The following is a 25581-nucleotide window of genomic DNA, read 5'->3' as shown; positions in this document are numbered from 1 at the left end:
CAGCCGTGTACGCCGCGTGGTCAGCCGTGCGGTTATGTTTCTTGGTAACGCGAATCGCCGGGGACGAAATCCATCCCCGGCGTTCGGTGAATATCAGATTCGCGCTTCGTTGGCAGCGCTGAGCACGGCGCGGACGGAAGCGGTGGCCACGTCCTCGTCGATGCCCACGCCCCAGATGGTGCGCCCGTCCGGCGTCACGCATTCCACATAGGCGGCGGCGCGCGCGTCGGAGCTTTTGCCCATCGAGTGCTCGGCATAGTCGCGCACTTCCAGGCTGACGCCGAAGCTTTCGGCCAGCGTTGCGGTGACCGAGGAGATCAACCCGTTGCCGCGACCCGAAACGGTCTGCTCCTTGCCGTCCACGCCGATCTTGCCAGCGAAGACGCGGGTGCCGTCAGGGCGCTTGGCTTCCTCGTAATCGATCAGCGCGAAGTGCTGCGGATCGTCGAGGCGGTAGGCCTGCTTGAACACTTCCCAGATATCCGAAGCCTGCAGTTCGCGGCCCAGTTCATCGGCCAGGTTCTGCACGTGCTTGGAGAAGTGTGCCTGCATGCGCTTGGGCAGTTTCAGGCCCTGATCCTGCTCGATCACCCAGGCGAAACCGCCCTTGCCGGACTGCGAGTTGACGCGGATCACCGCTTCGTAATCGCGGCCCAGATCGGCGGGGTCGATCGGCAGGTAGGGTACGGCCCAGAGTTCGTCGTTCCGCTTTTCCTGCGCGGCGAAGCCCTTCTTGATGGCGTCCTGATGGCTGCCGGAGAAGGCGGTGAAGACCAGTTCGCCGCCATAGGGATGGCGCTCTGCGACCTTCAGCTGGTTGCAGTACTCCACGGTCTGGATCACTTCGTCGATGTCCGAGAAGTCCAGGCCCGGGTTCACGCCCTGCGTGTACATGTTCAGCGCCACGGTGACGAGGCAGCAGTTGCCGGTACGCTCGCCATTGCCGAACAGGCAGCCTTCCACGCGGTCCGCGCCGGCCATCAGGCCCAGTTCGGCGGCAGCGACGCCGGTGCCGCGGTCGTTATGCGTGTGCAGCGAGATCACCGCTGCATCGCGGTTCGGGAGGTTGCGGCAGAAATACTCGATCTGGTCGGCGTAGACGTTGGGCGTTGCTGCCTCGACCGTGGCCGGCAGGTTCAGGATGATCGGGTTTTCCGGCGTCGGCTGCAGGATATCCATCACCGCTTCGCAAACCTCGATCGAGAAATCGAGTTCGGCGGTCGAGAACGTCTCTGGCGAGTATTCGGACTGCCACTTGGTCTGCGGATACTTCGCGGCCTGATCGCGCAGGATCTTTGCGCCGCTTGTGGCGATGCCCTTGATCTCGTGCGGCTCCATGCCGAACACCACGGTGCGCCACAGCGGCGATACCGCGTTGTAGAGGTGGACGATCGCCGAATGGACGCCGGCCAGACTCTCGAAAGAGCGGCTGATCAGATCTTCGCGCGACTGGGTCAGCACCTGCACCAGCACGTCTTCGGGAATACGGTCGTTATCGACCAGTCCGCGAATGAAGTCGTATTCGGTGGCGCCGGCAGAGGGGAAGCCGACCTCGATTTCCTTGAGGCCCACTTTGACCAGCAGATCGAAGAAGCGGTTCTTCTTCTCCGCGCCCATCGGATCGATCAGCGCCTGATTGCCGTCGCGCAGGTCGGTAGAGAGCCAGCGCGGCGCCTTGGTGATGACCTGCGAGGGCCACTGGCGGTTCGGCAGGTCGATCTGCGGGAAAGGGCGGTACTTGACCGAAGGGTCTTGCAGCATGGTCATGGGTATTCTCGCTCGGATTTTCGTCTTCGTCGGGTGGGCCGATATTCCGGCCCGTTCTGGCAGGGTCCCCTTGAGCGCCGAGCGCGCCGCAGGACCGACGCGTCAACTCACGCCCAAGGGCGTGTAAGTCGCAGGGTAAGGCCAAGACGAAAGATCATGCGGGTGCCTATGCGCATTGAGTGGATGCTTGTAAAGCGAAAAGGCCCATCCTGTTGCGATCTATGGGGTTCGTGGCGCAACAAACTTGCCGGCAAACCCCGCAGTTCGTCAGGCGGGCGGTTGGCGATCGAGGAACAGGCGATCCAGCCCGCTCCACGGCAGCATCCAGAACACCGCGACCAGCGCCGCACTGGCGACGCCCAGCCAGGGCGACACGAATGTCAGCGGAATGCCAAGGGCATAGACCGCCGCCGCGGCCAGTCCCTTGCGGTGCGACGCCTTGTGATAGCGGCGGCTGGCCGAGGTTTGCGCGCCGGTGGCGGCGATCCGGCCCTGCAGCAGGACGTAGGCGAGCGCCGGCACCGTCATGGTGACCAGATAGAGCAGCGTCGCCTCGCGGCTGAAGTGATGCTCGCCCAGATAGGCGGTGGAGAAGGGGATCAGCGAGAGCGTGAACAGCAGTAGCATGTTCGCCCAAAGCAGTCCGCTCGTCACCACGCGGGCATGGCTGAGCAGGCGGTGATGGTTCACCCAGTAGATCGCGACGTAGGCATAGCTCAGCACATAGGCGATGAAGATCGGCCATAGCGGCCAGAGCGCCGAAAGCCCTTCGGTCACCGGGGTCTTCAGTTCCAGCACCATGATGGTGATGATGATCGCCAGAACGCCGTCGGAAAACGCCTCCACCCGCGTCAGGCTGTCTTCGCGTTCGATATCGTTGGCTTCGGTCATGGGGCCCCTGCTGATCACCTGTCCTCATGCTTGGATGAGGCAGGGATCAGGATCAAGTCCAGCACCAGAGTTTGGCCCCGGAATCAGGTGCAATTGAAGCCCTTGATCTTGCCGTCATCGCCCACCTGCACGTTCAGCCGCTCTGGCATGTAGTCCATCGTCACGGCCATGCCCGGCTTGATGACGCGCATCGGCTTGTCTCCGCGCGAGCGGGTGATGGCGGCGATCACTTCGTCGCTGGCAGGCTGGCCGACATAGGCGGCGTACTGCTCGGCACCGCAATTGGGTTCCATCGAGGGCGGCGCTTCCGCCGGGGGCGTGGTTTCGGCCACTTTATCGCTCTTGGCGGTGGTGCAGGCGGAAAGGGCCATCAGGCCTGCCGTGAGGGCCATCATCGTGGTCGATTTGCGCATCATGCCATTCTCCCATCGGAATTTTGCCTGAAGGGAGAATGCTACAAAATGCCGCAACAGTCGATGACGGCCCGCACGGCGCGAAAAGTTACTGCTTTTCGAAGGCAGCGTTGATCACCAGCACCGTTTCGTCCGAGACCAGCGGCACGTACTTGGAAACGCCGAAATCCGAACGCTTGATCATCGCGCGAGCGAGGAAGCCGATGGAGTCCTTCTTGCTCATCGGGTTTGCGGCGGCGCCGAAGAAATGCGCCATGATCGTGATCGGCTTGCTGACGCCGTGGAGCGTCAGGGTACCGTCGATCGCCGCCGAGTCAGGCCCGCGCGGCGTGACCGAGGTGGCGACAAAGGTCGCGGTGGGGAACTTGGCGGCGTCCAGCCAGTCGGCGCTGACGAGTTCTTCGGAAAGCTTGGAACTGGTCGTCTGCACCGACGAGGTGGGGATGGTGACGCTGAGCTTGGTGGCGCCAAGGTTCTTGGGATCGAGCGTCATCGAGCCGCTGGCACCGGAGAAGGTGCCGGCGAAAGGCGAAATGCCCATGTGCGAGACGCTGAAGGTTACCTGCGTATGCGCGGGCTCAACCGCGTAAGTGCCGGCTTTCACATCGGCCGGAGTGCCGGCGCCGTGAAGCATTTCCATCCGGCCGCCGGGGCCACCGGGGCCGGGCTGGGCAATGACGGGGGCTGCGATAGCGGCTGCGACGGCAAGCGGGAACGCAATGAACGAAGGACGCATGGGCAACTCCCATTAAGGCAAAGAAAAAGGCGGCGCATTTCTGCGCCGCCTTCGCTTCACCGTCAAACGGGGAATTGCGTAACCGGATTAAAATCCGATCAGTTCTTTTCCTTGTCCACCAGCGCGTTGGCGCCGATCCAGGGCATCATGGCGCGCAGCTTGGAACCGGTTTCCTCGATCGGGTGACGCTTGGCGGCGATGCGCGAAGCCTTCAGTTCCGGCTGGCCGGCGCGGTTGTCCAGCACGAAGTCCTTCACGAAACGGCCCGACTGGATATCTTCCAGAACGCGCTTCATTTCCTTCTTGGTCTCTTCGGTGATGATGCGCGGACCGGTCTTGATGTCGCCGTATTCGGCGGTGTTCGAGATCGAGTAGCGCATGTTGGCGATGCCGCCTTCATACATCAGGTCGACGATCAGCTTCAGCTCGTGGAGGCATTCGAAGTAGGCCATTTCCGGCGCGTAGCCGGCTTCCACCAGCGTTTCGAAGCCAGCCTGGACCAGCGCGGTGGTGCCGCCGCAGAGCACGGCCTGCTCACCGAACAGGTCGGTTTCGCATTCCTCGCGGAAGTTGGTTTCGATGATGCCCGAACGGCCGCCGCCGACGCCCGAAGCGTAGGCCAGAGCCACGTCCTGCGCGTTGCCGGTCACGTCCTGGTGGATCGCGACGAGGCAGGGCACGCCGCCGCCCTTCACGTATTCGCCGCGAACGGTGTGGCCCGGGCCCTTCGGCGCGATCATGATCACGTCGATGTCGGCGCGGGGCTCGATCAGGCCGAAGTGGACGTTCAGGCCGTGGGCGAAGGCCAGCGCCGCGCCGGGCTTCAGGTTCTCATGAATGTCGGCGGCGTAGATCGCGGCCTGATGCTCGTCGGGGGCGAGGATCATGAGAACGTCGGCCCATGCGGCCGCTTCGGCGTTGGCGAGCACCTTGAAGCCGGCGCCTTCAGCCTTCTTGGCAGAGGGCGAACCCGGACGCAGCGCGATGGCCACTTCCTTGACGCCCGAATCGCGCAGGTTCTGCGCGTGGGCGTGGCCCTGGCTGCCGTAGCCGAGGATCGCGACCTTCTTGCTGGTGATCAGGTTGATGTCGCAATCGGCGTCGTAATAGACCTTCATCGTACTATCCTTTCGAGGACCCGGCCCCTCGATCGCTTGAGAGGCTGGGCCGGATTTGGGGTGCGCCTTGCAGCGCGTGGTTCAATTCCAGCGCCCAAGTCTTTCAGGGGCTGGAGGTATGGGTTTCCGTCAGGCGCCTTCGGGCCCACGGATCATGGCGACGATGCCGGTGCGGCCGACCTCGACAAGGCCGAGTTCGCGCATCAGCGCCACGAAACTGTCGATCTTGTCCGGTGCGCCGGTCAGTTCGAAAATGAAGCTGCTGGTGGTGGTGTCCACCGGGCGGGCGCGGAACACGTCGGCGATGCGCAGGACTTCCACCCGCTTTTCGCCCACGCCCGTCACCTTGATCAGTGCCAGTTCGCGCTGCACGTAAGGGCCGACTTCGGTAAGATCGGTCACCTTGTGCACCGGCACCAGACGCTCAAGCTGGGCGTGGATCTGGTCGATCTGGCTGGGCGGGCCGTGCGTCACGATGGTGATGCGGCTTACCGAGTGGTTCTCGGTAATGTCGGCCACGGTCAGGCTGTCGATGTTGTAGCCGCGCGCGGTGAACAGGCCCGCGATCTTGGCGAGAATGCCGGCCTCGTTGTCGACCGTCACGGTCAGGACGTGCCGTTCCTCGGCTTCGTGCTTGATATGCATCATGATTTTTCTCTGATCTCTCGCGGTCTCAGACCAGCGCCTTGGCGGCATCGTCCATCGTGCCGGCGACGGTATCGCCGTAGAGGATCATTTCGACATGCGATGCGCCCGAGGGGATCATCGGGAAGCAGTTGGATTCCTTGGCGACCAGGCAATCGACGATGACGGGGCCGTCGTAGTCGATCATCGCCTGGATGCCGGCATCGAGTTCGCTCTCGTTCTCGATGCGGATACCCTTCCAGCCGTATGCCTCGGCCAGCTTCACGAAGTCCGGCAGGCTGTCCGAATAGGACTGCGAGTAGCGGCTCTCATAAGTGAGTTCCTGCCACTGGCGGACCATGCCCATCCACTCGTTGTTGAGGATGAAGATCTTCACCGGCAGGCGATACTGCGTGGCGGTGCCCAGTTCCTGGATGTTCATCTGGATCGAGGCATCGCCGGCGATATCGACGACGAGGCTGTCCGGATTGCCAAGCTGCGCGCCGATCGCGGCAGGCAGGCCATAGCCCATCGTGCCGAGACCGCCCGAGGTCAGCCACTTGTTCGGACCGAAGAAGTGGAAGTGCTGGGCCGCCCACATCTGATGCTGGCCCACCTCGGTCGAGATGATCGGATCCTTGTCCTTGCTCAGTTCGAACAGGCGCTGGATCGCGAGCTGCGGCATGATCGCGTTGCGATTCTCCGGGAAGGAGAGGCTCTTCTTCTCACGCCACGTTTCGACACGCGCCTTCCACGGCGCCAGATCCTGCGGCTTGCGGTTGCCCCACAGCTCAAGGATCTGCGCCAGAACGGTCGCGCAGTCGCCGATGATCGGCAGGTCGACGCGCACGGTCTTGTTGATAGAGGCGCGGTCGATGTCGATGTGGATCTTCTTCGAATTCGGCGCGAACGCGTCGAGGCGGCCGGTCACGCGGTCATCGAAACGCGCGCCGACGCAGATCACGAGATCGGCCTGGTTCATCGCCAGATTGGCTTCGTACGTGCCGTGCATGCCCAGCATACCCAGCCAGTCGGCATGGTCGGCCGGGAAGGCGCCAAGACCCATCAGCGTGGAGGTAACCGGCGCGCCGGTCTTTTCCTGAAGCTCACGCAGCAGCGCAGTGGCGCGCGGGCCGGAGTTGATGACGCCGCCGCCGGTGTAGAGCACCGGAGCCTTGGCCTTGGCGATCATCTCGACCGCTTCGGCGATTTCGTCGCTCGTGCCTTCGGTGCGCGGATCGTAGCGCTTGCGGCGCTGGACCGGGCCTTCGTGCCACGGGGCCATCGCGATCTGCACGTCTTTGGGAATATCGATCAGCACCGGGCCGGGGCGGCCGGTAGTGGCGATTTCGAACGCCTCGTCGATGATCGCGGCAAGGTCTGCCGGATCCTTCACGAGATAGTTGTGCTTGGTGCAGTGGCGCGAGATGCCGACGGTGTCCGCTTCCTGGAACGCGTCCGAACCGATCAGCCCGGTGGGGACCTGTCCGGTAATGACGACCAGCGGAATCGAATCCATGAAGGCATCGGCAATGCCGGTGACGGCATTGGTCGCGCCCGGGCCTGACGTGACGAGCACGACGCCGGGCTTGCCGGTCGAACGCGCATAACCCTCGGCCGCGTGAGCCGCACCAGCCTCGTGACGTACGAGGATGTGCCTAAGTCGCTCGTCACCGAAGAGGGCATCGTAGATCGGTAGCACGGCGCCGCCAGGGTAACCGAATACGAATTCGACTCCCTGCTTGACCAGGCTTTCGACCAGGATGTTCGCGCCGCTGCGCTCTTCAGTCACAATACGTTCCTTTACGACTCTCGGCAGACCCCGGGGGTAGGGCGCCTTCGAATGTTGCGGCTCGATACGCTCTTTGCCGCATGACACAACACTTAGTACGCCGTTTCGCGCACTATAATGAAACCGACCCGACACGACGGACGCCGTGCCGGGTCTCCCTCTCCTCCTGCATCACTTCCACGGCAGGACGATGCGGGCTCTAGGGGGACGAAAATGTTACGTCAACCCCATAACCTGAAATAATCTATCTTCAAGAGTTTTTTGATCGAAATTTTCGTACTCAAGCCTGACCCATTCTTGCGGCGGCTGGTGGCGGAGCCAGGTGAACTGACGCTTGGCGTAATTGCGGGTCGCCTGGGAGCCGCGGGCGATGGCGTCATCCAGGCTCCATTCCTCGCGCACGACTCCCGCCAGTTCGGGCACACCGATGGCGCGCATTACCGGCAGGTCCGGATCGAGATTGCGGGCCAGCAGAGCCTCCACTTCGCCCAGCGCGCCGCGTTCGATCATGCGTTCGAAGCGCAAGTCGCAGCGGCGATAGAGCGCCTGCCGTTCGGGCAGGAGCACGACGGGGAACAGGCTGACGGTGTGGCCGATCCCGCCGGTCAGTTCCGCCTGCCAGTGCGCGAGTGGCTTTCCGGTGGAGCGGACGACTTCAAGCGCGCGGGCCACGCGGGCCGAGTCGGCTGGGGCAAGGCGGGCGGCGCGTTCCGGGTCTTCGATCTGGAGCGCGGCATAGGCTTCGGAAACGGGCAGGGCGCGCACGGCCTCTCGCACGGACGCGTCGATTTCCGGCACAGGTGCGATGCCGTCCAATAGGGTGCGGATATAGAGGCCGGTGCCGCCGACCAGGATCGGCACCGCGCCTTCGGCATGAATTGCGGCGATGGTTTCGCGCGCCGCCTTGGCCCAGTCGGCGGCGGAACAACTGGTTGCGCCATCCCATGCGCCGAACAGGCGATGCTCGATCCCGCCCATTTCGTCAGGCAGGGGCCGGGCGCTCAGGACGGCCAGATCGGCATAGACCTGCGAACTGTCGGCATTGACCACGATTGCGCGGCGGCCGCGCCGTTCCAGTTCCTGACCCAGCCTGACCGCACAATCGCTCTTGCCGCTGGCAGTCGGCCCTGCGATTAGCGCGAGCGGTGGCCTGCTGTCGTCGGCAGGCCTGCCAGTGGAATTTTCATACGCAGCTTCAAGGGAATTCGCAGTGCTCATTGCGCGGCTGATAGCAGAACCGGACCACCTCTCGGCAAGAATCGATGCGGCCCGTGCCGAAATGCAGGAAAGCGGCGTGCGCCTAGCTTCTGCGGAGATGCTCGATTTCTGCGAACAGACGATGCAGATCGCCTCTCCGGACAGCGATGCAGCGGCGCTGCGCAAGGCGCTGGACGACCATTTCGCGCCGACCGACGGCCTTGTCTGCGATCATGAGCCGGTGATCCCCGGCCTGTTCATCTCCGACATGGATTCGACCATGATCGGGCAGGAATGCATCGACGAACTGGGTGACTTCGCCGGCCTGAAGGAGCGCATTGCCGACATCACCGAGCGGGCGATGCAGGGCGAGCTCGATTTCGAACAGGCGCTGCGTGAGCGTGTCGGCCTGCTCAAGGGCCTTTCGGTCGACGCGATCGAGGAATGCCTCGCCAGCCGTATCCGCCCGATGCCGGGCGCGCGCACCCTGGTGGAGACGCTGAAGAAGTTCGGCTGCCGCACCGTGCTGGTGACCGGTGGCTTCCATCACTTCGCCGATCCGGTGGCGGCTTCGCTGGGCTTCGAATATGTCGTCGGCAACCGTCTCGCGGTCGAGGATGGCAAGCTGACGGGCGGGCTCGATGGCCCGATCGTCGACAGCACCGTCAAGAAGGCGACGCTGCTCGCCGAGATCGAGATGCTGGGCGGCGATGTCACCAGCCTTGCCACCGGTGACGGCGCCAACGATATTCCGATGCTGGAAGCGGCGACTTACGGCATTGCCTATCACGCCAAGCCCAAGGCGCGTGCGGCGGCCAATGGCTGGATCGACCGGGGCGACCTGACCAGCGTGTTGCGTCTGCTGGGTATTGACGAGCAGGAGTGGGTTCGGGTCTGATCCGGCCATAGATAAGCGGGGGAATGCGAATGGCCGGTGAGCGGGATACGATCTTCAGCCGGCTGTCGCACCCCCGCTATCTGTTGTTTCTGGGCGTGATGGCGATATCGGTCGTTCCGCTGCTTTCGTTGGCGCCAGCCGTAGAGGCGATAGTCACGGCGTTCGACCTTGGCGTGATTGCCTTCGTATTGTCTTGCGTGCCGCTCTGGCGCCACGGAAATGCCGATATCATGCGTCGGCAGGCCAGGCGGGACGATGCCGGCCAGATCATGCTGCTGATGCTGACGGCGGTGATCACTTCCGTGATCCTTGCCGCGCTGGGTACGCTGGTTCTCGACAACAAGAGCCTGAAGGCGGGCGAGATCGCGCTGCTGGTCGTGACGCTGCTGTCCTGCTGGACGTTCGTCAATCTGATCTACGCCTTCCACTATGCGCGGCTCTACTACTCGTCACGCGCTGGCGGGGATCATGAGGGGCTGGATTTTCCCGGCGACTGCGTGCCGGACTTTTCCGATTTCGTGAACTTTGCCTTCGTGATCGGCATGACCTGCCAGACTGCCGATATCGAGATCACGCAAACGAGCGTGCGGCGCGTGTCCACGTTTCACGGGTTGTTCGCGTTTGCATTCAACCTTGGCATTCTGGCGCTGACGGTGAATGTGCTGGCGTCGTCCACCGGCGGGTGAATTCGCGGCGGAATTGCGGATCGATCGGCAATTGGCTGCGCGTCACAACATGTCGTCGCCGCGAAGGCGGGGCCCCCGCTTCCTTTCCTCCTTGCCGCGAAGAACAAGCGGGATCCCCGCCTTCGCGGGGATGACGGAGTGTTTTATTGGCGGGGAGGTCGGTGGGGAGTGGGGACGTATACGCTTTACGAACGCTGCCTAGCGCAGTTCCTTGCGGATCATCAGCTTCAGGCCGGACCACACCGCGTCCACCGCGCAGACTTTCACATCCACCCAGCCCATCGGCAGGCAGACTTCGCGGATCGTATCCTCGGTGATGTCGGTGGGGACCTTGGATGCCTTCTTGGGCCAACTCACCCAGACGAAACCGTCCGGGGCAATCGTGCGGCGCAAACCGGAGAGCAGGCTCTCCATCTCGGCGTGACTTGTCGTGAAAATGTGCGCGGCCTGCAGGCCCGGCGAAGGCTCGGGCAGAATCCGAAGCCCGGCCTCACCGATGTCCACGAACACGCTCTCGGGCATGTCGTGAAACCAGACGGTGAGGCGGGCTTCAGCGATAGTTTCTGGGCCAGCGGAGTACTGGAGTATCCCGCTGGCACCGGATCAGGCTTCCATCCAGTCCTTGAAGAAGGCTTCGTTGGCCTGCTTCAGGGCGGCGATTTCGACGCCGGCAACCTTGGTGCCGCCGACAGTGCCGATCTTCACCGCGCCGGGCAGGGCGGTGCCGGCCTTGGCCGTGACGACGTAACGCGACTGGTCTTCGCCAAAGGCTTCCGCCGTGGTCAGCGCGGCGTCGAGTTCGACGCCAAGACCGCTGGCCAGCGCCATTTCGGCCAGCGCGACGAGCAGGCCACCATCGCTGACGTCGTGCACGGCGGTGACCTTGCCGGCCGCGATCCAGTCGCGGATCGAGGCGCCGTTCTCGGCTTCGGCCTTGAGGTCTACCTTCGGCGCGTCACCGGCTTCCTGACCGGCGATCTCGCGCAGCCAGATCGACTGGCCGAGGTGCGAACCCTTGCTGCCGAGCAGGAAGACGTCGTCGCCGGCGTTCTTGAACGCGACGGTCGCCATCTTCTCATGGTCGGCCAGCAGGCCTACGCCGCCAATGGCAGGGGTCGGCAGGATCGCCGAGCCGCCGCCGGTCGCCTTCGACTCGTTGTAGAGCGAGACGTTGCCCGAAACGATCGGATAGTCGAGCGCGCGGCAGGCATCGCCCATGCCGTTCAGGCAGCCGACGATCTGCGCCATGATTTCAGGGCGCTGCGGGTTCGCGAAGTTCAGGCAGTTGGTGATGGCGAGCGGAAGGCCGCCGACTGCGCTGATGTTGCGATAGGTTTCGGCCACGGCCTGCTTGCCGCCCTCGTAGGGGTCGGCATAGCAATAGCGGGGCGAGCAGTCTGTGCTGATCGCCAGCGCCTTGGGCGTATTGTGGATACGAACCACGGCAGCATCGCCGCCGGACTTCTGCATCGTGTCGCCGCCGACCTGGCTGTCGTATTGCTCCCAGATCCACTTGCGCGAAGCGAGGTCGACGGTGCCCATCAGCTTGAGCAGGTCCGCGCCCACATCGGCGCTTTCCGCCACGTCGCCCATGGCTGGAACCTTGGCCCAGGCCTTGTATTCCTCAGGCGTGACGTAGGGGCGCTCATATTCCGGCGCGTCGTCGGCAAGCGGGCCCAGCGGAATGTCGCAGACCACTTCGCCGTTGAATTCGAGAACCATGTGGCCGGTGTCGGTCACTTCGCCGATCACGGCGAAATCGAGTTCCCACTTCTTGAAGATCGCCTCGGCCATGGCTTCCTTGCCGGGCTGAAGCACCATGAGCATGCGCTCCTGGCTTTCCGAGAGCATCATCTCGTAAGGCGTCATCGCCTCTTCGCGGCAGGGCACGTTGTTCATGTTCAGGCGAATGCCGGCGCCGCCCTTGCTGGCCATTTCGACCGACGAGGAGGTGAGGCCGGCGGCGCCCATGTCCTGGATCGCGACGATGGCATCGGTGGCCATGAGTTCGAGGCAGGCCTCGATCAGCAGCTTTTCGGTGAAGGGGTCGCCCACCTGTACGGTCGGGCGCTTCTCGTCCGAATTCTCGTCGAAGTCGGCCGAGGCCATGGTGGCGCCGTGGATGCCGTCGCGGCCGGTCTTGGAGCCGACGTAGACGATGGGATTACCCAGGCCGGTGGCGGCCGAGTAGAAGATCTTGTCCGTCTCGGCGACGCCCACGGTCATGGCGTTGACGAGGATGTTGCCGTCGTACGCCTTGTGGAAGTTGGTTTCGCCGCCGACGGTGGGCACGCCCACGCAGTTGCCGTAGGAGCCGATGCCTTCGACCACGCCCTGTACAAGGTGCTTCATCTTCGGGTGATCGGGGCGGCCGAAGCGCAGCGCGTTCATGTTGGCGACCGGGCGGGCGCCCATGGTGAAGACGTCGCGCAGAATGCCGCCGACGCCGGTGGCGGCGCCCTGGAAAGGCTCGATGTAGCTGGGGTGGTTGTGGCTTTCCATCTTGAAGATGGCAGCCTGTCCATCGCCGATGTCGATCACGCCGGCGTTCTCACCCGGGCCGCAGATGACCCATGGTGCCTTGGTCGGCAGCTTCTTCAGGTGGAAGCGGCTCGACTTGTACGAGCAATGCTCCGACCACATGACCGAGAAGATGCCGAGTTCGACAAGGTTCGGCTCTCGACCAAGGGCGTTCAGGACGCGCTCGTATTCTTCGGGATTGAGGCCATGCGCCTCGACGACGTCAGGGGTGATTCCGCTCATGCGAGGCGCCTTAGCCATGTCCGTCGCAGAGCGCTAGACGGCACGGACCCTGACATCAACTTTCACTTTCGGGCGCAGGGGCGATGTGTCACACGAAGGATAGCGATTGTCCGAATGATTCAGGGGATTTATGCGGAAAATCTTTGCAGCTCTCGTCATGGTATACGGGCTGGTGGCCGCAGGCACCGCGCAGGCGGCGCAGGCCCCGGCTGACGCGAAGGCCGAGGCGCAGATGGTCACTGCCAGGTCTCCGGACAGCATCGTGAAGGCACTGCAGGATGCCGGATACCGCGCGCAATTGTCGAAGGATTCGACCGGAGACCCGCTGATCAAGAGCGCGTCTTCCGGATCGAACTTCACGATCATGTTCTACGGCTGCACCGAAGGCGCCGATTGCACCAGCGTGCAGTTCTATGCCGGATGGACCGAGGCGACGCATTGCAGCCTCGATACGATGAACACCTTCGCCCAGAAGTACCGCTTCGTCACGCCGCTGGTGGATAGCGATAAGGACTGCGTGATCCAGTACGACCTCGATCTGGACGAGGGCGGGATGAGCCAGGCGCTGTTCCTGGATACGCTGGAATTCTGGACCGATACGATGTCCACCTTCAAGACCTACATTTACCAGGAAGAGCCGGCGCAATAGCGCGAAAATAGGGTGATTCCCGGTGGCGAGCCGCCGGTTCCGGCAACCATCGGCAAGGAAACCGGAAAAGCGCGGATTGCTCCCTTGACCGTGTGATGCGGCAGGGCCATTGCTGGGCGATGGTCGAAGATACAGAAACCATCGAAAGCCTGAGCTTCGAAGACGCGTTGCGCGAGCTTGAGGGCATCGTGCGGCGGCTTGAAAGCGGTGACGTGCCGCTTGAGGATTCGATCACGCTTTACGAAAAGGGTGAGCGGTTGCGGCAGCACTGTCAGAAGCGGCTTGATGCCGCGCAGGCCCGTATCGAGCGAATCGTCGCGGGGCCTGACGGCGTGCCGACCGGCGTTCAGCCGTTCGACGCGGCGGATCGCTGATACCGTGACCGAGGTCGTGGTGAGCGACCCGCTGCTGGCCGAAGGGCTGGCGAGGATTGCGGACGAGATCGACCGCGCGTTCGATGCATTGCTACCGGTGCCGGACGATGCGCGTGGCCGCCTGATCGAGGCCATGCGGTACGCGGCGATCGGCGGCGGAAAGCGGCTGCGGCCGCTGCTGCTGACCGGGGTTGCCGAAATGTATGGCGTCGTTCGCGAGGCGGCGATTCGGGCGGCCATCGCCGTCGAATCGATCCATGCCTATTCGCTGATCCACGACGATCTGCCGTGCATGGACGATGACGCCCTGCGCCATGGCAAGCCTACCGTTCACATCGCCTACGATGAAGCGACGGCCGTGCTGGCGGGCGATTCCCTGCTTTCCTTCGCGTTCGAGGTGCTGGGCGATCCGGGCACCAGCGCCGATCCGTTCACGCGGATCGAGCTTGTTCAGGCGCTGGCCCATGCCAGCGGCGCGCAGGGCATGGCCGGCGGGCAGATGATGGACCTCGTTGCCGAAAACAGCGAGTTCGATCTGCAGACGGTCACCCGGCTTCAACAGCTCAAGACGGGCGCATTGCTGGCGGCGTCGGTGGAGATGGGCGCGATCCTCGGCCGCATTCCGCCCGAAGGCCGCACGCATCTGCGCGGATATGCCCGCGACATCGGGTTGGCTTTCCAGATTGCCGACGATCTCATCGATCATGAGGGCAATGCCGAAGTCGCCGGCAAGGCCGTGGGCAAGGACGCCGCGGCCGGCAAGGAGACTTTCGTCTCACTGCTGGGCCCCGAACGTGCCCGCGAACAGGCGCGTATGCTGGTCGAGCAGGCCATCGGTCATCTGGCCCAGCACGGCAAGGAAGCTGATCTGCTGAGGGCGGTGGCACGTTACATCGTTGAGCGGGATCATTGATCCGTGCTTCGCTGCTGCTGACACTTCTGATTGCCGGCAGTCGGGAGGATGCAATTGCCATCAGTCGGCGCCATCCTTCGGCCACACCTGGAATGCACTACGTCGATAACGCGGAATTCTGACGCGGATCTAGATCGCCCGGGAAGGGGCGCGGAGCGGGGTAAAAATGTCTGAACGAATCGGGGTCTATCCCGGCACTTTCGATCCGATCACGCTGGGCCATGCCGATATCATCCGGCGCGGTTCCAAGCTGGTGGATCGGCTGATCATCGGCGTGACGACCAATCCGTCCAAGAACCCGCTCTTCACGCCTGAAGAGCGCATGGCGATGGTCGCGCGCGAAGCCGCCGCGATGGGGATCGACAACGTGACCGTGGTCGGTTTCAACGCGCTGCTGATGAAGTTCGCGCAGAAGCAGGGTGCGACGGTGATCGTGCGTGGTCTGCGCGCGGTGGCGGATTTCGAGTACGAGTATCAGATGGCCGGGATGAACCAGCAGCTCAACCCGAACATCGAAACCGTGTTCCTGATGGCCGATGTCGGCCTTCAGCCGATCGCTTCGAAGCTGGTCAAGGAAATCGCCACGTTCGGCGGCGATATTTCCCGCTTCGTCAGTCCCGCCGTGCGCGAGGACGTTGTTGCCCGCATTGCCGCACAAGGTCTTCAGGGCGACTACTGAGAACGCTTGCGACAAATTCATTCATTGTCACGTCAGCCCGCGCGCTCTATCGCCGCGAGCCTGCACGGCTTCCTTCTGTGAGTAATCGATGACGTTTCGCCAGACTCTTGCCACGACGATGATCGGCCTCGCGCTGGCGGCTACGCCTGCGATGGCCAAGAAGAAGGAAGCGCCGGCTCCCGCGCCGGCTGCCGTGCCGATCCCGACGGTTCTGCCCACCATCGTTGACCCCGACATCAGCCACGAACCTGAAAACGTGCTGCTGCTGGATCTGTCCGACGGCGGGCGCGTTGCCATTCGCCTGATGCCGCAGTGGGCGCCGCATCACGTGGAGCGTATCAAGACGCTGACCCAGCAGGGCTTCTACAACGGCCAGATCTTCCACCGCGTGATCGACGGCTTCATGGCGCAGACCGGTGACCCGACGGGAACCGGCCAGGGCGGCTCCAAGCTTCCCGATCTTCAGTCGGAATTCAACGCGATGCCGCATGTGCGCGGCACCGTGGCGATGGCCCGCACGAACGATCCGAACAGCGCGAACAGCCAGTTCTTCATCGTGTTCTATCCGCGCTTCTCGCTCGATCACAAGTACACGGTGTTCGGCCGCGTGATCAGCGGCATGCAATACGTCGACGCGATCCAGCGCGGCGAGCCGCCCGCGAACCCGACCAAGATCATCCAGGCCTCGATGGCTTCCGAGAACAAGGCGCCGCCACCGGCTGCGCCTGCCGTTCCGGCAGCCTCGACGATCACGTCCGACCAGCTGAGCAATTCGAAGTCGAATTGATTTCCCCGAAAGAGGGTGACTTGACGATGGCGCGCGCCTAGACGCGCGCCATGCGCGTTGACCTTTTCGATTTCGATCTGCCGCCCGAGAATATTGCCCTGCGCCCCGCCCGCCCGCGCGATTCCGCGCGGATGCTGGTGGTGGATGGGGCCGGCGAAGGCCCGCTGGTCGATCGCCATGTCCACGAGCTTCCCGACATCCTGCGTCCCGGCGACGTACTGGTGTTCAACGACACTCGCGTCATTCCCGCACAGCTTGAGGGCCGGCGCGGAGAGGCGAAGATCGGCGCCACGCTGCACAAGCGCGTCGACTTGCGCCGCTGGCAGGCTTTCGTGCGCAATGCCAAGCGGCTGAAGCCGAACGACCGCATCGAATTTCCTGCCGGGGTCACGGCCATCGCCGAAGAGCGGCTGGACGACGGCAGCTGGATTCTGCTGTTCGAAGGCGACGAGCCGGTGGAAGTGCTGCTGGAGCGGGCAGGGCGGATGCCGCTGCCCCCCTACATCGCCGGCAAGCGCGACACCGACGAAGCGGACCGCAGCGATTACCAGACGATGTTTGCGGATAAGGACGGTGCGGTCGCGGCGCCCACCGCCTCGCTCCATTTCACGCCCGAACTGATGGAGCGGCTGGAGGCGGCCGGCGTGCTGCGCGAAACGCTGACCCTGCATGTGGGCGCGGGCACGTTCCTGCCGGTGAAGGCGGACGATACGCAGGATCACAAGATGCATGCCGAATGGGGCAGCATCGATCAGGCGACTGCGGACCGGCTCAATGCCGCACGGGCGGCGGGCAACCGGGTGATCGCAGTGGGCACCACCAGCCTGCGCCTGCTGGAAAGCGCGACGGGAGACGACGGCGTGATCCGCCCCTTCGAGGGCGACACCGCGATCTTCATTACCCCCGGATACCGCTTCAAGGCGATCGACGGACTGATGACCAATTTCCACCTGCCGAAGTCCACGCTGTTCATGCTGGTTTCCGCGCTAATGGGGTTGGAGCGGATGCAGGCGGTCTACGCCCATGCCATCGCCGACGGCTATCGCTTCTATTCCTATGGGGATTCCAGCATTCTTTTACCGTGAAGGGACTTGGAACCGTCATCGGTTTCGCGCATCACGCGCACCATGGATGCCATTCTCGAAATCGAAGGTCTGACAAAGACCTATGACAGCGGCTTCACCGCACTGCACGGTGTCGACCTTTCGATCAACAAGGGCGAGATTTTCGCGCTGCTCGGCCCCAACGGTGCCGGCAAGACGACGCTGATCGGCGCCGTCTGCGGGCTGGTGCGGCCTTCGGGCGGCACGATCCGTGCTTTCGGAGAGGACATGGGCCGCCACTGGCGTCGCCTGCGCGCCAAGGTCGGTCTGGTTCCGCAGGAACTGGCGACCGACATGTTCGAGACCGTGATTCACTCGGTGAACTATTCGCGCGGCCTTTTCGGCCTGGCGCCCGATCCGGCGCGGATCGAGGAAATCCTGCGCGCGCTGAGCCTTTGGGAAAAGCGAAACGACCAGATCCGCGCGCTCTCCGGCGGGATGAAGCGCCGCGTGCTGATCGCCAAGGCGTTGGCGCATGAGCCCGAACTGCTGTTCCTGGACGAGCCCACCGCCGGCGTGGACGTCGAACTGCGCCGCGACATGTGGGCGCAGATCGCCCAGCTTCGCGATCGCGGCACCACGATCATCCTCACCACGCACTACATCGAAGAAGCCGAGGAAATGGCCGATCGCGTGGGCATCATCCAGGATGGCCGCATCCGCATGGTGGAAGAAACGCGCTCGCTGATGAAGCGGCTGGGCCGCACGGAAGCGCATATCGCGCTTGCCGCGCCGCTCTCGGCCGTGCCTCCGGTGCTTGAGGGGTTGAACGTCTCGCTGGCCGAGGATGGGCAGGAACTGGTCTATCGCGGCGGTGACGGATCGGGGCAGGGCAAGGCCGAAGTGGCCGAACTGACCAAGCGTTTGGTCGGGGCGGGCATCGACTACACCTCGATCGACATTCGCGAATCGAGCCTTGAAGACATCTTCGTCGATCTTCTGGAAGGAGCGGCGGCATGATCGCCTTCAACGCACGCAGCACGTGGACCATCTACAAGCGCGAAGTCATGCGCGCCTTGCGCACGGCGATGCAGTCGATCCTCGCGCCGGTACTGACGACGGTGCTCTATTTCGTCGTCTTCGGCGCCGCGATCGGGGGGCGGATGCCCTCGGGGATGGGCGATGTGAACTACGGCGCCTTCATCGTGCCGGGCCTGCTGCTGCTCACCTTGCTGGCAGAGAGCGTCTCCAACGGTAGCTTCGGCATCTACATGCCGCGCTTCACCGGCGCGATCTACGAACTGCTTTCCGCGCCGGTGGGCGTGGGTGAGACCTTGATCGGCTTCGTCGGCGCGGCGGCCACCAAGTCGCTGATCCTGGCCGCGATCATCCTGACGACCGCGACGTTCTTCGTGGACTACACGATCGTCCATCCGTTCTATACGCTGGGCTTCATCCTGCTGGTTTCGGCCACGTTTTCGCTCTTCGGCTTCATCCTGGGCATCTGGGCGGACAGTTTCGAGAAGCTGGGCATCGTGCCGGCCCTGTTCATGGTGCCGCTGACGTTCTTGGGCGGCACCTTCTATTCGATCGACATGTTGCCGGAGCCGTGGCGCTCGGTGGCGATGATCAATCCGGTCGTCTATCTGGTGAACGGGCTGCGCTGGTGCTTCTACGGCAAGTCGGACTTTCCGATCTTCATTTCACTGGCGATGACGCTGAGCTTTCTGGCGGCGTGCGTGATCCTGATCGCGTGGATTTTCCGGACGGGTTGGCGTTTGCGCGCCTGACGGGCTAGGGCCCGGATTGAACGGCTGAGGGGAGGCAGCCTGACGGGGCAAGGATCTGAGTGGATACTTGATTGTTATGTCGATGCGTTTGATGGGTCTGCCACTGCTGTTCGCTGCCGTCCCGGCACAGGCGCAGCCCTTGATTCATCTCCCCCCCGCGCCGGAAGTGGTGCCGTTCATCGTGCCGGTAGTGCCGGTCGCGCTGCCGGCCTATCCCTGGGCTCTCCCGTTCGTTCCCGCCGGCCCGCCGCGTCTGGCCGAGAATGTGCGGGCGATGCTCGAATCGGCGATGCGCACCGGCGATTCGGCCACCGTGGCCGCCGTCGTGAAAGTTGCGATCGACACGCAGCCGTACGACAAGGACGAAATCCGCGCGATGCAGAGGGCCTTCAACGATGAGGCCGCCCGCCAGCTTGCCGCCAAGGCTAATGCCGAAACCCAGCGCATCCGCAATTCGGACATTCTGGAACTCTGGACCGGCAAGGTCGAACTGGGCGCCTTCCGCGCCACCGGCAACACCAGCAATTTCGGCTATAGCGGCGCGCTGAACCTCGATCGCAAGGGGATCAACTGGCAGCACACGATCCAGGCGACTGCGGATTACCAGAAGGACAGGGGCGCCGTCACGCGCGAGCAGTATCTGGCCAGCTATCAGGCGCGCTACACCCTGAACGATGGTCTTTTCACGTTCGGGCGCACCCAGTGGGAAAGCAACAAGATCCAGGGTTATTACGACCGCTATTCGATTTCGAGCGGGCTTGGCTACCGCGTCATCAAGCGCAAGGACCTGACGCTTTCGATGGAACTGGGGCCTGCTGCCCGTCGCACGATCTACGTCACCGATCCGGCGGAAACGACCTGGTCGACGCTGGCATCGTTCGATTTCGCCTGGGCACTCGACGATGCGCTGAAGTTCACGCAGACGGCATCCTCTTACATCGAGACCGGGAACAGCACGTTCACGACGCTCACCGGGATCGAGGCCGGCATGTCGAAGCATCTGAAGGCCAAGCTGTCCTATTCGTTCGAGCATGAGACGTCGCCGCCCCTCGGAACGCTGAAGACCGATACGATCTCGCGCTTCTCGCTGGTCTACGGCTTCTGAATTCGATAACGGGCGGGCATGAACCCCCGTTTCGAATTCTCCATCCACGCCACCGACGGCAAGGCCCGCACCGGCGTCATCAAGATGCGTCGCGGCGAAATCCGCACGCCCGCCTTCATGCCGGTGGGCACTGCTGCCACGGTGAAGGCGATGAAGCCGCAGGATGTGCGCGCCACTGGCGCCGACATCATCCTGGGCAATACCTATCACCTGATGCTGCGTCCCGGCGCCGAACGCGTGGCGCGGCTGGGCGGCCTGCACAAGTTCATGAACTGGGATCGCCCGATCCTGACGGACAGCGGTGGCTATCAGGTGATGAGCCTGTCGGACTTACGCAAGATCACCGAGAACGGGGTGACTTTCGCCAGCCACCTCGACGGTTCGCGCCATCTGCTGACGCCTGAGCGCTCGATGGAGATCCAACGCCTGCTCGGTTCGGACATCGTCATGTGCTTCGACGAGTGTCCGAAGATCGATCAGCCGCGCGACGTGATCGCCCGCTCCATGGAAATGTCGATGCGCTGGGCCAAGCGCAGCCGCGACGGTTTCGACAGCGGCGGCGAGCACGCGGCCAATTCGGCGCTGTTCGGCATTCAGCAAGGCGCGCTGGATGAAGGACTGCGCAAGGCATCGGCCGATGCGCTGACGGACATCGGCTTCGACGGTTACGCCATCGGCGGGCTTGCCGTGGGCGAGGGGCAGGAGGCGATGTTCGCCACGCTGGAATTCGCGCCGCAGCAGTTGCCGGCGGACCGTCCGCGCTATCTGATGGGCGTGGGCAAGCCTGACGATCTGGTCGGCGCCGTCGAACGCGGCGTGGACATGTTCGACTGCGTCCTGCCTAGCCGTTCCGGCCGCAACGGGCAGGCGTTCACCTGGAACGGCCCGCTGAACTTGCGCAATGCCAAGCATGCGGAAGACAACGGCCCGCTGGACGAGCGCTGCAAGTGCCCGACCTGCGCCACCTACAGCCGCGCCTACCTGCATCACTTGGTGAAGTCGGGCGAGATCCTCGGCTCGATGCTGATGACCGAGCATAATATCTCGTTCTACCAGCAGCTTATGCAGGCCATGCGCGACGCTATCGCCGAAAGCCGCTTTGCCGCCTTCGCTGCCGATTTCCGCCGCGACTACTTCGGAGGGTGACCGGCTCCTTGCGGTAGGATCACCTTGATCGCGATCGCCCACGGGTGGATCGGCGGATCAACGTACGCCAATGCCGGAACGATGTGCTGGTGTGACCTTCCCTGGCTGGCTCTCACTCGCTGGACGGCAAGGCGGCGCGAACCACGGTTACCGGGGCACAGCGATAGCTTCCTGCGGAGGGCCATGGAGCCGGTGGCGGTTCCACCGCCTCGGGTCAGGCCTTGCTGCATTCCAGTGTCGTTTCGGGATAGGCCACGAAGCGGCCTGAGCGGGAGTCGAGGAAACCGGCGCCGATGCGGCTTGCGAAGCGCTGTGCCATTTCGAGCGTGGCGTACCATTTACCGGTGTGGTGCGGAGTGACGTATCGGAATCGAGACATGGTGCTGGTCCAATGCCTGCAATCCATGTCGGTTCCCTGACAGTCTGCTCGTCTCGCCGCAGATTTGCCTGCTTCGTCGCAAGGAAACAATTCCTCACAAACAAAAAGGGCGGCTCCGAAGAGCCGCCCTTCCTATTTCTGGCCCGAAGACCCGAAACTTAGCGCGAGTAGAACTCGACAACCAGGTTCGGTTCCATCTTCACCGGGTAGGGCACTTCGTCCAGCGTGGGAACGCGAACGAAGGTCACCTTGTCGGTGCCGTCCTGAGCGACGTAGTCGGGAACGTCACGCTCGGGCAGGGCCTGAGCTTCGACGATCAGCGCCATTTCCTTGGCCTTGTTGCCCAGGCTGATGACGTCACCGACCTTCACGCGACGCGAAGCGATGTTGCACTTCACGCCGTTGACGCGGATGTGGCCGTGCGAAACGATCTGGCGAGCCGCGAAGATGGTCGGAGCGAACTTCGAACGGTACACGACCATGTCCAGGCGCTGTTCGAGCAGGCCGATCAGGTTCTGGCCGGTGTCGCCCTTCATGCGCGAGGCTTCCTGGTAGGTAGCCTTGAACTGCTTTTCGGTCACGTCGCCGTAGTAGCCCTTGAGCTTCTGCTTGGCGCGGAGCTGCAGACCGTAGTCCGAGATCTTGCTCTTGCGACGCTGGCCGTGCTGGCCGGGGCCGTAGCTGCGGCGGTTGACCGAGCTCTTGGGGCGACCCCAGATATTCTCGCCCATGCGGCGGTCGAGTTTATACTTGGCGCTTTTACGCTTCGACATAAGTCGTCTCCTTTTCTGCTGCCGCTTCCACTGTGGACGCGGTCCATGTTTTCCCGGGGCGCACCATTCCGCCTATTTCGCGGAATGCGGCCGCCGCTTCACCGGGGTGCGGGGCCGAATGGACAGACCTGCTCAAGAAGGCAGGCGCCATGTGAAGGGGTGCCCCATACGGGCTCGGGGGTGAAAGTCAAGCGGATAAGCCGAAAAACGGCTCAACTACGCGGGCGACGCTCGTTTCCGAGGGCAGAGAGCACACCGCGAAGGGTGCGCACTTCGAGGTGATTCCAGCCCGGCTTCGTGAGAAGATTGCGCAAGGTCAGCCGGTTGGCCGCCGCGCGCGTTTCGGGCCAGAAATAGTTTTTGGGTTCGAGCAATTGCTCGAAGTGGCCGATGAGGCCTTCCAATTCTTCCTGCGGGGCAGGGGGGAGCAGTTCCTCAACGGTCGGCTGCGCCAGTTCGCCGGAGTGGGCGGCGCCCTTCGACCATTCGTAGGAACAGAGGATCACCGCCTGCGCCAGATTGAGCGAGGCGAACTCCGGATTGATCGGCACCGTCAGGATCGCGCGGGCGAGGGCGACGTCCTCGGTTTCGAGCCCCGAACGCTCCGGGCCGAACACATAGGCCGAGCGAGCCCCCGTGGACTTTGCCGCTTCATGAACCTCACGCGCGGCCTGCTCGGGCGTGACGACCGGCTTGGTGACGCCGCGCTTGCGGACGGTGGTGGCGTAGACATTGGCGCAATCGGCCACAGCCTCGGCCAGCGTTTCGTAAACTTTCGCGTGTTCCAGCACCACATCGGCGCCGGCAGCGGCAGGACCGGCCGAGGGATTGGGCCAGCCATCGCGCGGGGCGACGAGGCGCATCTCGGTCAGGCCGAAGTTGAGCATGGCGCGCGCGGCCTTGCCAATGTTTTCGCCCAGTTGCGGGCGAACCAGTACGATGACCGGCTTGTTCACGTCAGCCATTGTCGGCGTCCTTTGCTGCGCCCTTGGCCGCACCTTGCCCGGCGACGTCGCGCACGGTGCCGGCAAAAGCCTCGAAATCGCGCGCTTCGTTGAAGGCGCGGTAGACCGAGGCGAAGCGGATGTAGGCGACCGAATCGAGCTGACGCAGGCCCTCCATCACCATCTCGCCGATTTCGCGCGAGGGGACTTCGGATTCGCCCAGCGTTTCGACCTGGCGCTGCACGCCGGAGACGAGCTGGTCGATCTTCTCGCGCTCGATCCCACGCTTGCGGCAGGCGAGAGTAACCGACTGCTCGATCTTGGCGCGGTCGAACGGTTCGCGCGCATCGTCGCTCTTCACAACGGTGATTTCGCGAAGCTGGACGCGTTCGAACGTGGTGAACCGCGCGCCGCAGCTGGAACACTGGCGGCGGCGGCGGATCGCCGTGTTGTCCTCGGTCGGGCGGCTGTCCTTGACCTGGGAATCGTCGTGGGCGCAGAAAGGACAGCGCATTCAGTCAGTTACTTTCAATTTCTAGGAAACAGTCTGCTTTGAGTGCTCAGGGGCGCACGCGCTTGTAGAACTGATATCCCGCACCGACCGCAAGGCCGAGTGGGATAGAGACGAACGGCAGCACGAAGCCCGCGACCGCCCCGGCCGCGCCCCAGGCGAGCACCGGCTTGGTCGAAGGGTGGTCGAGGCCATCCTGCAGCATTCCTGCAAGCTCATGGCGTGCGTCGGAAATGAAATCACCAGTGTCGTTGGGGCGGTTCGGGTCAGTCATGGCACTAGGGCTCCTGAATCAGTCCTCGTAGATCGGGAAACGATCGCACAGGGCTTCAACGCGCGCACGCACGTTCTGCTCCACCTGAGCGTCGCCCGCTTCGCCGCACTTGGCAAGGCCATCGAGCACGTCGGCGACCATGTTGCCGATTTCGCGGAATTCGGCCGGACCGAAGCCGCGGGTGGTGCCGGCGGGCGAGCCTACGCGGATGCCGCTGGTCTTCATCGGCGGCAGCGGATCGAAGGGGATGCCGTTCTTGTTGCAGGTGATGCCCGCACGTTCCAGCGCCTCGTCCGCATCCTTGCCGGTCACGCCCAGCGGCGAGAGGTCGATCAGCGCGAGGTGGGTGTCGGTGCCGCCCGAAACGATCGCGGCGCCGCGCTCCTTCAGGGTTGCAGCGAGGACCTGCGCGTTCTCGATCACGCGCGCGGCGTAGTCCTTGAACTCGGGACGCAGGGCCTCACCGAAGGCGACCGCCTTGGCCGCGACGACGTGCATCAGCGGGCCGCCCTGAAGGCCGGGGAACACCGCAGAGTTGATCTTCTTGGCCAGCGCCTCGTCATTGGTGAGGATCATGCCGCCACGGGGGCCGCGCAGCGTCTTGTGCGTGGTGGTGGTGGCGATGTGCGCGTACGGGAACGGCGAGGGGTGCAGACCGGCGGCAACGAGGCCGGCGAAGTGCGCCATGTCCACCTGGAACAGCGCGCCCACGGCGTCGGCGATTTCGCGCATACGCTTGAAGTCGATCACGCGCGGATAGGCCGAGCCACCGGCGATGATCAGCTTGGGCTGGTGCTCCTTGGCCAGGGCCTCAACCTCATCGTAGTCGATCAGGTGGGTGTCCTTGGTCACGCCGTACTGCACGGCCTTGAACCACTTGCCCGAAAGCGCGGCGCGGGCGCCGTGGGTGAGGTGGCCGCCGGCATCAAGGCTCATGCCCATGATGGTGTCGCCCGGTTTCACGGTGGCGAGCAGAACGGCACCGTTGGCCTGCGCGCCCGAGTGGGGCTGCACATTGGCGAACTGGCAGTCGAACAGCTGCTTGGCGCGTTCGATGGCCAGCGTTTCGACTTCGTCCGAAGGCTCGCAGCCCTGGTAGTAGCGCTTGCCGGGGTAGCCTTCGGCGTACTTGTTGGTCAGCACCGAGCCCTGGGCTTCGAGCACGGCCTTGGAAACGATGTTTTCCGAGGCGATCAGTTCGATCTGCTTGCGCTCACGCTTCAGTTCGTGGCCGATGGCCTTGGCGACGGCGGGGTCGCTTTCGGCAACGCCGTCAGTGAAGAAGCCGGCGGAACGGATGGCGGTGTCTACGGTCATGTTCGGGCTTCT

At 63.7% G+C, this 25581-nt stretch carries 28 protein-coding genes; 12 read left to right on the top strand and 16 right to left on the bottom strand.

The window, feature by feature from the left end:
- Window positions 1-93: 93 nt before the first annotated feature.
- From leuA to miaA, 8 genes are all read right to left on the bottom strand, one after another.
- Complete coding sequence (gene leuA / locus ACZ1JV_RS19390; RefSeq protein WP_465150127.1) at window positions 94-1767, bottom strand: 2-isopropylmalate synthase; 1674 nt, start codon at window positions 1765-1767, stop codon at window positions 94-96.
- Window positions 1768-2034: 267 nt separating this feature from the next.
- Complete coding sequence (locus ACZ1JV_RS19385) at window positions 2035-2658, bottom strand: TMEM175 family protein (protein ID WP_465150126.1); 624 nt, start codon at window positions 2656-2658, stop codon at window positions 2035-2037.
- A gap of 83 nt (window positions 2659-2741) precedes the next feature.
- On the bottom strand, window positions 2742-3074 hold the full coding sequence (locus tag ACZ1JV_RS19380; protein ID WP_465150125.1) for an I78 family peptidase inhibitor: 333 nt from the start codon (window positions 3072-3074) through the stop codon (window positions 2742-2744).
- 85 nt (window positions 3075-3159) lie between these two features.
- Window positions 3160-3807 (bottom strand): YceI family protein, encoded by a 648-nt coding sequence (locus ACZ1JV_RS19375; protein WP_465135377.1) that lies wholly within the window; start codon window positions 3805-3807, stop codon window positions 3160-3162.
- A 98-nt stretch (window positions 3808-3905) separates the two neighbouring features.
- The gene (ilvC, locus tag ACZ1JV_RS19370; protein ID WP_465135376.1) at window positions 3906-4925 is read right to left on the bottom strand and encodes a ketol-acid reductoisomerase; all 1020 of its coding nucleotides are present in this window, start codon (window positions 4923-4925) and stop codon (window positions 3906-3908) included.
- Window positions 4926-5054: 129 nt separating this feature from the next.
- Window positions 5055-5573 carry an acetolactate synthase small subunit gene (gene ilvN / locus ACZ1JV_RS19365; RefSeq protein WP_465150124.1) on the bottom strand — a complete coding sequence of 173 codons (519 nt, stop codon included), beginning with the start codon at window positions 5571-5573 and terminating at the stop codon, window positions 5055-5057.
- A gap of 25 nt (window positions 5574-5598) precedes the next feature.
- The gene (ilvB, locus tag ACZ1JV_RS19360) at window positions 5599-7341 is read right to left on the bottom strand and encodes a biosynthetic-type acetolactate synthase large subunit (protein WP_465150123.1); all 1743 of its coding nucleotides are present in this window, start codon (window positions 7339-7341) and stop codon (window positions 5599-5601) included.
- A gap of 216 nt (window positions 7342-7557) precedes the next feature.
- Window positions 7558-8559 carry a tRNA (adenosine(37)-N6)-dimethylallyltransferase MiaA gene (miaA, locus tag ACZ1JV_RS19355; RefSeq protein ID WP_465150122.1) on the bottom strand — a complete coding sequence of 334 codons (1002 nt, stop codon included), beginning with the start codon at window positions 8557-8559 and terminating at the stop codon, window positions 7558-7560.
- Between miaA and serB the strand changes: the two genes are divergently transcribed.
- On the top strand, window positions 8552-9436 hold the full coding sequence (gene serB / locus ACZ1JV_RS19350) for a phosphoserine phosphatase SerB (protein ID WP_465150121.1): 885 nt from the start codon (window positions 8552-8554) through the stop codon (window positions 9434-9436). The two genes, miaA and serB, sit on opposite strands and share 8 nt — an antisense overlap.
- 29 nt (window positions 9437-9465) lie before the next feature.
- Entirely contained in the window at window positions 9466-10122 is a 657-nt protein-coding gene (locus tag ACZ1JV_RS19345) for a DUF1345 domain-containing protein (protein ID WP_465135371.1), read from the top strand.
- A 198-nt stretch (window positions 10123-10320) separates the two neighbouring features.
- On the opposite strand, the gene ACZ1JV_RS19340 is transcribed toward ACZ1JV_RS19345, so the two are convergent.
- Complete coding sequence (locus ACZ1JV_RS19340) at window positions 10321-10644, bottom strand: hypothetical protein (protein ID WP_465135370.1); 324 nt, start codon at window positions 10642-10644, stop codon at window positions 10321-10323.
- An 81-nt stretch (window positions 10645-10725) separates the two neighbouring features.
- Entirely contained in the window at window positions 10726-12885 is a 2160-nt protein-coding gene (gene purL, locus ACZ1JV_RS19335; RefSeq protein WP_465150120.1) for a phosphoribosylformylglycinamidine synthase subunit PurL, read from the bottom strand.
- Window positions 12886-13042: 157 nt separating this feature from the next.
- Here purL and ACZ1JV_RS19330 point away from each other — a divergent pair, with 157 nt between their 5' ends.
- The 10 genes from ACZ1JV_RS19330 to tgt all read left to right on the top strand — a co-directional run bounded on the left by ACZ1JV_RS19330 (window position 13043) and on the right by tgt (window position 21371).
- Complete coding sequence (locus tag ACZ1JV_RS19330; protein WP_465150119.1) at window positions 13043-13534, top strand: YbjN domain-containing protein; 492 nt, start codon at window positions 13043-13045, stop codon at window positions 13532-13534.
- A gap of 119 nt (window positions 13535-13653) precedes the next feature.
- The gene (locus tag ACZ1JV_RS19325) at window positions 13654-13908 is read left to right on the top strand and encodes an exodeoxyribonuclease VII small subunit (RefSeq protein WP_395333483.1); all 255 of its coding nucleotides are present in this window, start codon (window positions 13654-13656) and stop codon (window positions 13906-13908) included.
- A gap of 4 nt (window positions 13909-13912) precedes the next feature.
- Window positions 13913-14821, top strand: coding sequence for a polyprenyl synthetase family protein (locus ACZ1JV_RS19320; RefSeq protein WP_465135367.1), 909 nt, complete (start codon window positions 13913-13915; stop codon window positions 14819-14821).
- 166 nt (window positions 14822-14987) lie between these two features.
- Entirely contained in the window at window positions 14988-15500 is a 513-nt protein-coding gene (gene coaD / locus ACZ1JV_RS19315) for a pantetheine-phosphate adenylyltransferase (RefSeq protein WP_395333477.1), read from the top strand.
- 88 nt (window positions 15501-15588) lie between these two features.
- Window positions 15589-16287, top strand: a complete 699-nt coding sequence (locus ACZ1JV_RS19310) for a peptidylprolyl isomerase (RefSeq protein WP_465150118.1) — start codon at window positions 15589-15591, stop codon at window positions 16285-16287.
- A gap of 50 nt (window positions 16288-16337) precedes the next feature.
- Window positions 16338-17372, top strand: coding sequence for a tRNA preQ1(34) S-adenosylmethionine ribosyltransferase-isomerase QueA (queA, locus tag ACZ1JV_RS19305; protein WP_465150117.1), 1035 nt, complete (start codon window positions 16338-16340; stop codon window positions 17370-17372).
- A gap of 42 nt (window positions 17373-17414) precedes the next feature.
- Window positions 17415-18350, top strand: coding sequence for an ABC transporter ATP-binding protein (locus tag ACZ1JV_RS19300; RefSeq protein WP_465152609.1), 936 nt, complete (start codon window positions 17415-17417; stop codon window positions 18348-18350).
- Window positions 18347-19120 (top strand): ABC transporter permease, encoded by a 774-nt coding sequence (locus ACZ1JV_RS19295; protein ID WP_395333469.1) that lies wholly within the window; start codon window positions 18347-18349, stop codon window positions 19118-19120. The genes ACZ1JV_RS19300 and ACZ1JV_RS19295 overlap by 4 nt, the downstream gene beginning before the upstream one ends.
- Window positions 19121-19196: 76 nt before the next feature.
- On the top strand, window positions 19197-20225 hold the full coding sequence (locus ACZ1JV_RS19290; RefSeq protein ID WP_465150116.1) for a DUF481 domain-containing protein: 1029 nt from the start codon (window positions 19197-19199) through the stop codon (window positions 20223-20225).
- Window positions 20226-20243: 18 nt separating this feature from the next.
- A complete protein-coding gene (gene tgt / locus ACZ1JV_RS19285) occupies window positions 20244-21371 on the top strand; it encodes a tRNA guanosine(34) transglycosylase Tgt (protein WP_465150115.1) in 1128 nt (375 codons plus the stop codon).
- A gap of 214 nt (window positions 21372-21585) precedes the next feature.
- On the opposite strand, the gene ACZ1JV_RS19280 is transcribed toward tgt, so the two are convergent.
- From ACZ1JV_RS19280 to glyA, 6 genes are all read right to left on the bottom strand, one after another.
- A complete protein-coding gene (locus ACZ1JV_RS19280; RefSeq protein WP_465135361.1) occupies window positions 21586-21750 on the bottom strand; it encodes a hypothetical protein in 165 nt (54 codons plus the stop codon).
- A gap of 158 nt (window positions 21751-21908) precedes the next feature.
- Window positions 21909-22523, bottom strand: coding sequence for a 30S ribosomal protein S4 (gene rpsD / locus ACZ1JV_RS19275; protein ID WP_465135360.1), 615 nt, complete (start codon window positions 22521-22523; stop codon window positions 21909-21911).
- Between the two features lie 212 nt (window positions 22524-22735).
- Window positions 22736-23488 (bottom strand): RNA methyltransferase, encoded by a 753-nt coding sequence (locus ACZ1JV_RS19270; protein ID WP_465150114.1) that lies wholly within the window; start codon window positions 23486-23488, stop codon window positions 22736-22738.
- Entirely contained in the window at window positions 23481-23981 is a 501-nt protein-coding gene (nrdR, locus tag ACZ1JV_RS19265; RefSeq protein WP_465150113.1) for a transcriptional regulator NrdR, read from the bottom strand. The genes ACZ1JV_RS19270 and nrdR overlap by 8 nt, the downstream gene beginning before the upstream one ends.
- Window positions 23982-24027: 46 nt before the next feature.
- Window positions 24028-24252, bottom strand: a complete 225-nt coding sequence (locus ACZ1JV_RS19260; RefSeq protein WP_465135357.1) for a hypothetical protein — start codon at window positions 24250-24252, stop codon at window positions 24028-24030.
- 18 nt (window positions 24253-24270) lie between these two features.
- Entirely contained in the window at window positions 24271-25569 is a 1299-nt protein-coding gene (gene glyA, locus ACZ1JV_RS19255) for a serine hydroxymethyltransferase (protein WP_465150112.1), read from the bottom strand.
- Between the last annotated feature and the right edge of the window lie 12 nt (window positions 25570-25581).

Source organism: Novosphingobium sp. BL-S-19, from assembly GCF_055521675.1.
The sequence above is the reverse complement of the archived record's forward strand: the minus strand, read 5'-3'. Positions and strand labels throughout refer to the sequence as shown.